1 protein-coding gene (running past one end of the window) is annotated in these 12727 nt (G+C 77.6%); it reads right to left on the bottom strand.

Annotation, left to right across the window (positions count from 1 at the left end; translation table 11 throughout):
* Positions 1 to 12727: the 5' end (the start) of a type I polyketide synthase gene (locus ACIRVF_RS25100; protein ID WP_402821866.1), read on the bottom strand. It extends 15566 nt beyond the left edge of the window; 12727 of the gene's 28293 nt are visible here — the first part of the coding sequence; it begins with the start codon at positions 12725 to 12727; the stop codon falls past the left edge of the window.

The following is a 12727-nucleotide window of genomic DNA, read 5'->3' as shown; positions in this document are numbered from 1 at the left end:
CCGCCCGGTAGCGCCAGGTGCCGACGGTGGAGCGGTCCCGGCGGCGCCGGTGCCAGTCGGAGAGCGCGGGCAGCACCGGGGCGAGCGCGCCGCTGTCGATGCGCAGCCGGGCGGCCAGCGACTCGACGTCGGCCTCCTCGACGGCGCTCCAGAACTCGCCGTCCTCGGGCTCCCCTCCGGGCCGCGGGGCGACGGCCCACAGGTGCTCGTGCTGGAAGGCGTAGGTGGGCAGCGGGACCGGCCGGGCCCCGGCCAGCAGGCCGGACCAGTCGACCCGGGCGCCGCGGACGAATGCCTCGGCGAGCGAGCCGAGGAACCGGGCCGTGCCGCCCTTGTCCCGCCGCAGGGTGCCGACGGCGGCGGCCCGGCCGGCGCAGTCCTCGGCGGTGGCCTCGATGGCCATGGTGAGCACCGTGTGCGGGCTGACCTCGATGAACAACTCGTGCCCCTGGGCGATCAGTTCACGGATCGCGGGGTCGAAGCGCACCGGCTGCCGCAGGTTGCGGTACCAGTAGTCGGCGTCCAGGACGGTGGTGTCCGGCCGCTCGCCGGTGACGGTGGAGTGGAACGGCACCTCCGCGGCGCGCGGGCGGATCGGGGCGAGGGCCGCCACCAGTTCCCCGGCGAGCAGTTCGACCTGGGCGGAGTGCGAGGCGTAGTCGACGCTGATCCGCCGGGCGCGTATCCCCTCGGCCTCGAACTCGGCCATCAGCGAGTCGAGTTGTCCGGCCGGTCCGGACACCACGACGGTCCGCGGGCCGTTCACGGCGGCGATGCCCAGCCCGTCGCCGTGCCGGCGCATCCGCTCCTCGGCCTCGGCGGCCGGCAGCGGCACCGAGACCATCCCGCCGGAGCCGGCCAGGACGCGGCCGATCAGCCGGCTGCGCAGGGCGACCACCCGGGCGCCGTCCTCCAGGGAGAGCGCCCCGGCGACCACGGCGGCGGCGACCTCGCCCTGGGAGTGCCCGATCACCGCGTCGGGGTGCACCCCGTGGGCGCGCCACAGCGCGGCCAGCGCCACCATCACCGCGAAGGTGGCCGGCTGAACCACGTCCACCCGGTCCAGGCCGGGCGCGCCCTCGGCCTGCCGCAGCACGTCGAGCAGCGACCAGTCGACGTGCGCCGACAGCGCGGCCGCGCACTCGGCCAGCCGTTCGGCGAACACCGGTGACTCGTCGAGCAGTTCGGCGGCCATGCCGGCCCACTGGGAGCCCTGGCCGGGGAAGACGAAGACCGTCCGGCCGGTGCCCTCGGCGAGGCCGTGCACGGTGTTCGGCGCGGAGGCACCGGCGGCGAACGCGGCCAGGCCGGCGCGCAGTTCGGCCGGGTCGGCGCCGAGCACCACGGCGCGGTGCTCGAACAGCGTACGGGTGGTCAGCAGCGCGTGCCCGACGTCGCGCGGGCACGGGCCCGGTTCGGCCCCCAGGTGCTCGGCCAGCCGGGCAGCCTGGGCGCGCAGCGCGGCGGGCGTACGGGCGGAGATCACCCATGGGACGGGGCCACCGGCCGGGGCGTCCGGGCCCTGCGGGAGCGCCGGGGCCGGGGCGTCCGGGGCCGGGACGGCCGCCGGGGCTTCCTCCAGGAGGACGTGGGCGTTGGTGCCGCTGATGCCGAAGGAGGAGACCGCGCAGCGGCGGGTCCGTTCGCCGGCCGGCCAGGCCACCGGTTCCTGGAGCAGGGCGACGGTGCCCGGGGTCCAGTCGATGTGCGAGGAGGGCTGGTCGGCGTGCAGGGTGCGCGGCAGCAGTCCGTGCCGCAGCGCCTGGACCATCTTGATCACCCCGGCCACGCCGGCCGCCGACTGGGTGTGCCCGAGATTGGACTTCACCGAGCCGAGCAGCAGGGGGCGCTGCGGGTCGCGGTCGCGCCCGTAGGCGGCCTGGAGCGCCTGGGCCTCGATCGGGTCGCCGAGGGCGGTGCCGGTGCCGTGCGCCTCGACGGCGTCGACGTCGGCCGCGGTGAGCCCGGCGTTGTCGAGGGCCTGGCGGATGACGCGTCGCTGGGAGGGCCCGTTGGGGGCGGTGAGGCCGTTGGAGGCGCCGTCCTGGTTGATCGCCGAGCCGCGGATCACGGCGAGCACCGGGTGGCCGTTGCGCTCGGCGTCGGAGAGCCGCTCCAGCACCAGGACACCCACGCCCTCGGCGAGGGTCATCCCGTCGGCGGCCTCGGAGAAGGCCTTGCAGCGGCCGTCTGCGGCCAGCGCGCGCTGACGGCTGAAGGCGATGAAGGCGTTCGGATTGGTCATCACGGTGGCACCGCCGGCCAGCGCAAGGCTGCTCTCGCCGCCGCGCAGCGACTGGCAGGCGAGGTGCAGGGCGACCAGCGAGGAGGAGCAGGCGGTGTCGACGGTGACGGCCGGGCCCTCCAGGCCGAGCAGGTAGGCGAGCCGGCCGGAGAGCACGCTCGGGCTGGTGCCGGTGACGGCGTGCCCGGCCGAGCTGTCGTCCATGCCGAGCCCGTACTCCTGGTACGTGGATCCGATGAACGTGCCGGTGGCGCTGCCGTGCACCGAGGTCGGGTCGATGCCCGCGGACTCGAAGGCCTCCCAGGTGGTCTCCAGCAGCAGGCGCTGCTGGGGGTCCATCGCGAGGGCCTCGCGCGGGGAGATGCCGAAGAAGGCGGCGTCGAACTCGCCGGCCTGGTGCAGGAAGCCGCCGCGGGTGGAGTAGGTGCGGCCGTTGGCGTCCGGGTCCGGGTCGTAGAGTCCGTCGTCCCAGCCGCGGTTGTCCGGGAACTCGGAGGTGGCGTCCAGTCCCTCGGCGACCAGCCGCCACAGCTCCTCGGGACTGGCGGCGCCGCCGGGGAAGCGGCAGCCCATGCCGACGATGGCGATCGGCTCGGCGGGGTCGGCGACGGTGGTCCGGCGGTCCGCCGTCTCCGCCTCCACGCCGAGCAGTTCCTCGCCGAGGAACGCCGCCAGGGCGAGCGGGTTGGGGTGGTCGAAGGCCAGCGTGCTGGGCAGCGACAGCCCCGTCAGGGCGGCCAGCCGCTTGCGCAGCTCGACGGCGGTCAGCGAGTCGAAGCCGGCGTCCCGGAAGGCCCGCTTCTCCGGCACCCCGTCGGCGGAGCCGTGGCCGAGGACCACGGCCGCCTCGCGGCGCACCAGGTCCACCAGCAGCCGCTTCCGCTCCGGGCCGGCCAGCCCGCGCAGCCGGCGGGCCAGGTCGGTGGCGGCGCCGGTGTCGGCGGCGGCGGTCCGGGCCAGTGCCCGGACCTCGGGGATCCCGTCGAACAGCGCGCTGGGCCGGGCGGCGGTGAAGACCGGGGCGTACCGCTCCCAGTCGACGTCCGCGACGGTCACCGCGGCGTCCTCGTGGACGATCGCGCGGCGCAGCTCGGTGAGCGCGCTCTCCACGGCGAGGAGGCGCAGCCCCTGGCGGCGCAGGCCGTCGGAGACCGCCTCGTGGGCGGCCATCCCGGCGCCCGCCCACGGGCCCCAGGCGATCGAGGTGGCGGTCAGGCCGCGCGCCCGGCGGTTCTCGGCGAGCGCGTCCAGGTAGGCGTTGGCGGCGGCATAGGCGCTCTGACCGGCGCTGCCCCAGACCCCCGCGACGGAGGAGAACAGGACGAAGAAGTCCAGGTCGTGGTCGGCGAGCAGGGCGTCGAGGTGGGCGGCGCCGTGCAGCTTGGCGGCGGTGAGGCGGTGCAGTTCCTCGGCCGGGGTGTCGGCCAGCGGGGCGGCCTGGCCGAGGCCGGCGGCGTGCACCACGCCGGTCAGCGGGTGCTCGGCCGGGACGGCGGCCAGGGCCGCGGCGAGCGCGTCCCGGTCGGCCGCGTCGCAGGCCAGCACGGTGGCGGTGGCGCCCAGCTCGGCCAGTTCCGCGACCAGTTCGGCGACCCCGGGCGCCTGCGGGCCGCGGCGGCCGGTCAGCAGCAGGTGCCGGGCACCGGCCCGGGCCAGCCAGCGGGCCGTCTCGGCGCCGAGGGCGCCGGTGCCGCCGGTGACCAGCACCGTGCCGTCGGCGGTGAACTCCTCGGCCCGGGGCAGCTCGTCGACGGGGTGGCGCACCAGGCGGCGGCCGTACACGGCGGTGCCGCGCAGCGCGACCTGGTCCTCGCCGCTCCGGCGGCCACCGCCTGCCAGGACGCCGACCAGGGCCTGCACGGTCGGCGCGTCCAGCACCGGCGGCAGGTCGACCAGGCCGCCCGGTGCCTGCGGCCGCTCCAGGGCGGCCACCCGGCCGAAGCCCCAGGAGGCGGCCTGGACGGGGTTGGTGAGCGGGTCGGCCGGTCCGGTGGAGACCGCGCCGCGGGTGACGGTCCACAGCGGGACGGCCGAGCGGAGGTCGCCCAGGGCCTGGGCGAGCACGGCGCCCAGCGCGAGGCCCGCCGGCAGGCCGGGCCCGGGGGTGGGCCGGTCGGCCAGCGGGAGCAGCGACAGGATTCCGGCCGGTTCGCCGTACCCGTCGATCCGGCGGGCGAGTTCGGCCCGGTCGTGGCAGGCCTCGTCGAGCACCAGCCGTTCCAGCCGGGCCCCGTGGCCGCGCAGCGCGGCGAGCAGCTCGGCGTCGTCCACGCCCTCGGCGGTGACCACCAGCCAGCTGCCGTCGAGCACCGGCGCGGCGGTGGGCCGGACGGGCTGCCAGCGCACCCGGTAGCGGGCGGCGTCCAGCAGGGTCTTCTCGTGCCGGGTGCGGCGCCAGTCGGCGAGGGCCGGGAGCAGGGCGTACAGGCCGGCGTGCTGTTCGTCGCGCAGGCCCAGCAGCCCGGCGAGTTCGGCGGCGCTGCCGCGCTCGACGGCTCCCCACAGGGCGGCGTCGGCCGGGTCGGCGGCCGGGGCGGCCGTGCCGGGCTCGGCCTCGGGCCAGTAGCGCTCGTGCTGGAAGGCGTAGGTGGGCAGTTCGACGGGCCGGGCGCCGGTGCCGGCGTACAGGGCGGCCCAGTCCGGGGCGTGGCCGCGCACGTGCAGGGTGGCCAGGGCCCCGGCGGTGGAGCGTTCCTCGGGGCGGCCGGCCCGCAGCAGCGGGACGGCCGTCACGGCGGTGTCGCCGGCCAGGACGTCCTCGGCCGGCGCGGACAGCACGCTGTCGGGGCCGAGCTCCAGGAAGGTGACGGCGCCGGCCGCGCGGGCGGTGCGCACCGCGTCGGCGAAGCGCACGGCCTGCCGGACGTGCTCGACCCAGTAGTCCGGGGAGCGCAGTTCGGCCTCGGTGGCGGCTCGGCCGGTCGTGTCGGAGACGAACGGGATGCGCGGCGGGTGGAACTCCAGGGCGGCGACGGCCTCGCGGAACTCCGCCAGCATCGGCTCCATCAGCGGCGAGTGGAAGGCGTGCGAGACGGCCAGCCGCTTGGTCCGGCGGCCCTCGGCGGCGAACTCGCCGGCGATCCGCAGGACTTCGTCGGCCAGGCCGGAGAGCACCACGGCCCGGGGGCCGTTGACGGCCGCGAGGGCGACGCCCGGCACCAGGCGGGGCAGCACCTCCTCCTCGGCGGCCTCGACCGAGACCATGGCGCCGCCCTCGGGCAGCGGCTCCATCAGCCGGGCCCGGGCGGCGACCAGCGCGCAGGCGTCGGCCAGGGTGAGGACGCCGGCGCAGTGCGCCGCGGCGACGGCGCCGATCGAGTGGCCGAGCAGCAGGTCGGGCCGCACGCCCAGGGAGTCGAGCAGGCGGAACAGCGCGACCTCGACCGCGAAGACGGCGGGCTGGGCCCAGCCGGTCCGGTTCAGCAGCTGCTCGTCGTCGCCGTACAGGACCTCGCGCAGCGGGCGCTCCAGCCGGGGGCCGAACTCGGCCAGCACCTCCTCCAGGGCCCGGGCGAACACCGGGAAGCGCTCGGCGAGTTCGCGCCCGGCGCCGAGGCGCTGGGCGCCCTGGCCGGCGAACAGCAGGGCGAGCCGCCCGCCGCCGCTCTCGCCCGCGACCAGCCCGGCGGCCGGCTCACCGGCCGCCAACGCGGCCAGGGCGGCGAGCAGTTCGTCCCGGTCGGCGCCGGCGGCCACCGCGCGGTGGCCGAACGCGGAGCGGGTGGTGGCGAGCGCGAGCCCGACGTCGGCCGGGCGCAGCTCGGGGCGGGCGGTGACGAAGGACCGCAGCCGGGCGGCCTGGTCCCGCAGCGCGGCGGCGCTGCGCCCGGCCAGCGGCCAGAGCAGGACGGGCTCCGCGACGCTCGGGGCGGGCGGCGCGGTGACGGCGGCGGGGGCCTGTTCCAGGATGACGTGGGCGTTGGTGCCGCTGAAGCCGAAGGAGGAGACGCCGGCCCGGCGCGGACGCCCGGTCTCCGGCCAGAAGGTCTCCTCGGTGAGCAGTTCGACCGCGCCCTCCTCCCAGTCCACGTGGGAGGACGGCTCGGCGGCGTGCAGGGTGCGCGGGACCAGGCCGTGCCGCATGGCGAGCACGGTCTTGATCACCCCGGCGACGCCGGCGGCGGCCTGGGTGTGGCCCAGGTTGGACTTCACCGAGCCGAGCAGCAGCGGGAGTTCGCGGTCCTGGCCGTAGGTGGCCAGCAGCGCCTGGGCCTCGATCGGGTCGCCGAGCGGGGTGCCGGTGCCGTGCGCCTCGACCACGTCGACCTCGCCCGCGGTCAGCCCGGCGTTGGCGAGGGCGGCGCGGATGACGCGCTGCTGGGACGGCCCGTTGGGGGCGGTGAGGCCGTTGGAGGCGCCGTCCTGGTTGACCGCCGAGCCGCGCACCACCGCGAGCACCGGGTGGCCGTTGCGCCGGGCGTCGGAGAGCCGCTCCAGCACCAGCACGCCGACGCCCTCGGACCAGCCGACTCCGTCGGCCCGGTCGGAGAAGGCCTTGCAGCGCCCGTCCGGGGCCAGGCCGCGCTGGCGGGAGAACTCGATCAGCGAGGTCGGGGTGGACATCACCGTGACGCCACCGGCCAGCGCGAGGGTGCACTCGCCGGTCCGCAGCGCCTGCATCGCCCAGTGCATGGCGACCAGCGAGGAGGAGCACGCGGTGTCCACGGTGACCGCCGGACCCTCCAGGCCCAGGGTGTAGGAGACCCGCCCGGAGGCGATGCTCGGCGAGGTGCCGCTGCCCTGGTGGCCCTCGAACCGGCCGCCGGCCAGCAGCGCGGAGTAGTCGTTGTACATCACGCCAGCGAAGACGCCGGTGCGGCTGCCGCGCAGCGTGACCGGGTCGATCCCGGACCGCTCCACCGCCTCCCAGCAGGCCTCCAGCAGCAGTCGCTGCTGGGCGTCGGTGGCCAGCGCCTCGCGCGGGCTCATGCCGAAGAAGGCCGGGTCGAAGTCGGCGGCCTCGTGCAGGAAGCCGCCGACCCGGGTGTAGCTGGTGCCCAGGTGGTCCGGGTCCGGGTGGTAGAGCGCGTCCAGGTCCCAGCCGCGGTCGGTGGGCAGCCCGGAGACGGCGTCGGTGCCCTCGTGGAGCAGCCGCCACAGGTCCTCGGGCGAGGCGACGCCGCCGGGGTAGCGGCAGCTCATGCCGACGATGACGATCGGATCGGCGGCGTCGGCGGCGCGTACCGGTGCCGGGGCCGCCGGGGCCTGGGAGCCGGTCAGTCCGTCCAGCACGTGCTCGGCCAGGGCGGCCACGGTCGGGTGGTCGAAGACGACGGTGGCGCGGATCCGCAGGCCGGTCGCGACACCGAGCCGGTTGCGCAGTTCGACGGCGGTGAGCGAGTCGAAGCCGAGGTCCTGGAACGGACGCTGCGGGTCGACCTCGGCCGGGTCGGCGTGCCGCAGCACGGCGGCGACCTCGGCGCGGACCAGTTCGACGGCGGCCTCGGTGCGGGCCCGGGCGTCCAGCCCGGCGAGCCGGCGGGCGAGCGTCCCGGCCGCCTCGGTGGCGGCCGCGGCGGCGCGCCGGGCGGGCGTGCGGATCAGTCCGCGCAGCAGCGGGGGCACCTCCCGGCCGGCCCTCAGCACCGGCAGGTCCAGCCGGACGGGCAGCAGCACGGCCTGCGGCCGGGTGAGCGCGGCGTCGAACAGGGCGAGGCCGTCGGCGACGGACAGCGCCGGGGTGCCGGCCGCGGCCAGCCGGTCGAGGTCGGCGGCGGTGAGGCCGCCGGTCATCCCTCCGGCGGGCGCCCACGGCCCCCAGCCGAGCGACTGGGCGGGCAGTCCGGCGGCGCGGCGGTGGTGCACCAGTGCGTCGGCGAAGGCGTTGGCGGCCGCGTAGTTGCCCTGGCCGGGCGAGCCGGCCGTGCCGGAGAAGGAGGAGAACACCGTGAAGGCGGCCAGGTCGAGGCCGCCGGTGGCCCGGTGCAGGTGCCACAGGGCGTCGGCCTTGGGCCGCAGGACGGCGGCGAGCCGCTCGGGCGTCAGCGCGGTGACCACCCCGTCGTCGAGCACGCCGGCGGCGTGCACGACCGCGGTCAGCGGGTGCTCGGCCGGAACGCCGGCCAGCAGCCGGTCCACGGCCGCCCGGTCGGTCAGGTCACAGGCCTCGACGGTGACCTCGGCGCCCGACCCGGTGAGGGCGGCGGCCAGTTCGGCGGCGCCCTCGGCCCGCGCGCCACGCCGGCTGACCAGCAGCAGGTGTCGGACGCCGCGCTCGGCCACCAGGTGTCGGGCCAGGACGGCGCCGAGCCCGCCGGTGCCGCCGGTGATCAGCACGGTCCCGGCCGGGTCCCACCCGGCCCCGGCCGGCTCCTGGGCCGCCCCGGAACGTTCCCCGAGCGCACCGGCGACGGCGCCCGCCCGGGCCAGCCGGGCCGCGAGCACGCCGCCGGCCCGGACCGCCAGCTGCGGTTCGTCCCCGGCGAGGGCCGCCTCGGGCAGCGGACCGCCGGCCGGATCGAGGTCGACCAGGCCGAACCGGCCCGGGTGCTCGGCCTGCGCGGAGCGCACCAGGCCCCAGACGGCGGCCGCGGCCGGGTCGGTGACCTCCTCGGCCGCCCCGGTGCTGACGGCGCCGCGGGTCACGAAGACCAGCCGGGCGTCCCCCGTCGTCTCGTCCGCCAGCCACGCCTGGAGCCTGGCCAGGGCCCGGACGGTCAGTTCGTGGGCCGCGCCGACCGGATCGGCCGGGTCGCCCGCGAGCGGCACCAGCACCACCCCGGCCGGCCCGTCCCCGGCGGGCGGAAGCGTCCCGAGGCCGAGCGGGTCCGGCCCGTCGACCGCCACCGCGGCCGGCACCGGCGCCCCGCCGCCGCGCGGACGGGCCCAGCACAGCTCGAACAGCGCCTCCGCCGAAGGGCCCGGGCCCGCGCCGGCACCGCTCGGCAGCGCCCGCAGCACCAGAGCGCCGACTGAGGCGACCGGGCCGCCCGCGGCGTCGGCGACCGCGACGGCGACGGTGTCCTCTCCGGCCGCCGAGAGCCGCACCCGGACGGTCGAGGCCCCGGCGGCGTACAGGCTGACGTCCTGCCAGCAGAACGGCACCCCGCCCGGCACCAGGAAGCCCGCGGCGTGCAGTGCCGCGTCCAGCAGTGCCGGGTGGATGCCGAACCCGCCGGCCTCGCCGCGCACCGCCTCCGGCAGCGCGACCTCCGCGAACACCTCCTCGTCCCGGCGCCAGGCGGCGGTCAGCCCGCGGAAGGCGGGCCCGTAGCCGAAGCCCGCGCCTTCCAGCCGCCGGTCCAGGCCGTCCGGGCCGGTCAGGTCCAGCGGCTCCGCACCGGCCGGCGGCCAGGCGCCGGAGTCCCCGGCCGGACGGGGGTGCTCGTCCACGGCCAGCAGGCCGTCGGCGTGCTGGGTCCAGGGGGCGTCCTCGTCCCCCTCGGGACGGGCGTAGATCCCGATGCCGCGCCGCCCGGTGGCGTCCGGCCGGCCGACCCACACCTGGACCTGCACGCCGCCCTCCTCGGGCAGCGGCAGCGGAGCGGTGAGGGTGAGTTCCTCGACCCGGTCGCAGCCGGTCTCGTCGCCCGCCCGCACCGCGAGTTCCAGGAACGCGGTGCCGGGCAGCAGCACGGTGCCGGCCACGGCGTGGTCGGCCAGCCACGGGTGGGTGCGCAGCGACAGCCGGCCGGTCAGCAGCAGGCCGTCGGTGTTGGCCAGCGACACGGCGGCGGCCAGCAGCGGGTGGTTGGCCGAGCCGAGCCCGGCCGCCCGGACGTCGCCGGTGCGGGCGAGCGCGCTCTTCGGCCAGTACCGGCGGTGCTGGAAGGCGTAGGTGGGCAGGTCGACGTGGCGGGCGGTGCCGGTCCCGGCGAAGTAGGCGTCCCAGCGGACCGGCACGCCCCGGACGTGCAGTCCGGCGAGCGCCTCGGTCAGCGCCTCGGTCTCGTCCCGGCCGGGGCGCAGCGCGGCGAGGGCGCCGGCGCCGTCGGCGGCCGACTCGTCGAGGCAGGTCTGGGCGAGCGCCGCCAGAGTGCCGTCCGGCCCGAGTTCGAGGAACGTTGCGGTGCCGTGGGCCGCGAGCCGGTCGACGGCGTCGGCGAAGCGGACGGTCCCGCGGGCCTGGTCGACCCAGTAGCCGGCGGAGGTGAGCTGTTCGACGGTGGCGGGCGCACCGGTGAGCGTGGAGACGACCGGGATGACCGGCGCCTGCGGCGAGAGCCCGGCGACGACGGTGCGGAACTCGTCGAGCATCGGGTCCATCAGCGGCGAGTGGAAGGCGTGCGAGACCCGCAGCCGGCGGACCTTGCGGCCGAGTGCCGCGAAGTGCGCGGCGACGGCCTCGGCGGGCGCGCTCGCGCCGGCGACGACCACGGCCCGCGGGCCGTTGACGGCGGCCAGTGCCACGTCCTCGCCGAGCAGCGGCCGAACCTCGTCCTCGCCGGCCTGGAGCGCGATCATCGCGCCGCCCTCCGGCAGCGCCTCCATCAGGCGGGCCCGGGCGGAGACCAGGGCGGCGGCGTCGGCGAGCGAGAAGACCCCCGCGACGTGGGCGGCGGCGATCTCGCCGACCGAGTGGCCGGCCACGAAGTCCGGGGTGACGCCCCAGGACTCCAGCAGCCGGAACAGCGCGACTTCGATCGCGAACAGCGCGGGCTGGGCCTGTCCGGTGCGGTTGAGCAGGTCCTCGTCGGCGCCGAGGATCACCTCGCGCAGCGACGGGCCCGGCCGGTCGCCGAGCGCGGCCAGCGCCTGGTCCAGCGCGGCGGCGAACACCGGGAAGCGGGCGGCCAGATCGCGGCCCATGCCGAGACGCTGGGCGCCCTGCCCGGCGAACAGGAAGGCGAGCTTGCCGCGGCCCTGGACGGTGCCCCGGACCAGCCGTCCGTCGCCGGTGCCGGCGGCGAGCGCGGCGAGGGCGACGGCCGCCCCGGCCCGGTCGGGCGCGGTGACCACCGCGCGGTGCTCCAGGGCGGCCCGGGTGGTGGCGAGGGCGCGGGCCAGCTCGGCGTCGGAGCCGGCCGGGCCGGACTCCAGGAAGTCCCGCAGCCGCTCCGCCTGGGCGCGCAGCGCCTCCGCGGTCCGGCCCGAGACCAGCCAGGGCAGCGCCCCGGAGCCGGCCTCGGCCGCGACCGCGACCTCGACCTGGCCCTGGCCCTGCTCCTGGCCCTCCGACGCGTCCGGGGCCCGGACCTCCGGGGCCTCCTCGATGATGACGTGGGCGTTGGTGCCGCTGAGGCCGAAGGAGGAGACCCCGGCGCGGCGCGGTTCGCCGCCCCGCGGCCAGGGGGTCGCCTCGGTGAGCAGCCGGACCGCCCCGGACTCCCAGTCGACGTGCGAGGACGGCGTGTCCACGTGCAGCGTGCGGGGCAGCAGGCCGTGCCGCATCGCCAGCACCGTCTTGATCACCCCGGCCATGCCGGCCGCCGCCTGGGTGTGGCTGAGGTTGGACTTCACCGAGCCGAGCAGCAGCGGCGCCTCCCGGTTCGCCCCGTAGGTGGCGAGCAGCGCCTGCGCCTCCACCGGGTCGCCGAGCACGGTGCCGGTGCCGTGCGCCTCGACCACGCCGACCTGGTCGGCCGAGAGCCGGGCGTTGCGCAGCGCCTGCTCGATCACCCGTTGCTGGGAGGGGCCGTTGGGGGCGGTCAGGCCGTTGGAGGCGCCGTCCTGGTTGACGGCCGAGCCGCGCAGCACGGCCAGTACGCGGTGGCCGTTGCGCCGGGCCACCGACAGCCGCTCCAGCACCAGCACGCCGACACCCTCGGACCAGCCGGTGCCGTCGGCGGAGTCCGCGAAGGACCGGCAGTGGCCGTCGGCGGCCAGCCCGCCCTGGCGGGCGAACTCGACGAAGGTGGTGGGGGTGGACATCACCGTGACGCCCGCGGCGAGCGCCAGGCCGCACTCCCCCGCCCGCAGCGACTGGGCGGCCAGGTGCAGGGCGACCAGCGAGGAGGAGCAGGCGGTGTCCACGGTGACCGCGGGGCCGACCGCGCCGAAGACGTACGAGAGCCGGCCGGAGATCACGCTGGTGGCGTTGCCGGTCAGCACGAAGCCCTGGACGTCGTCGTCCGGGCCGGTGCGGTAGTCCTGCGGCATGGCGCCGACGAAGACGCCGGTCCGGGTGCCGCGGATCCCGGTGGGGTCGATGCCGGCCCGCTCGAACGCCTCCCAGGCGGTCTCCAGCAGGACGCGCTGCTGCGGGTCCATGGACAGCGCCTCGCGGGGCGAGATGCCGAAGAAGCCGGGGTCGAAGTCGGCGGCGCCGCGCAGGAAGCCGCCCCGGACGTCGGTCGGACCGTCGGCCGGGTCGAGCTCCCAGCCGCGGTCGGCCGGCAGGCCGGTGATGCCGTCCCGGCCGTCGACCAGCATCGCCCAGAGGTCCTCGGGGCTCGCCACCCCGCCGGGGAAGCGGCAGCCCATGCCGACGATGGCGATCGGTTCCCGGGCGGCGGCCTCCAGTTCGTCCACCCGCTGCCGGGAGCGCTGGAGATCCGCGCTGGCCCGCTTGAGGTAGTCCCGGAGCTTCTGTTCCTTGTCCAT

Source organism: Kitasatospora sp. NPDC101157 (assembly GCF_044768255.1).
Classification (GTDB): domain Bacteria; phylum Actinomycetota; class Actinomycetes; order Streptomycetales; family Streptomycetaceae; genus Kitasatospora.
The sequence above is the reverse complement of the archived record's forward strand: the minus strand, read 5'-3'. Positions and strand labels throughout refer to the sequence as shown.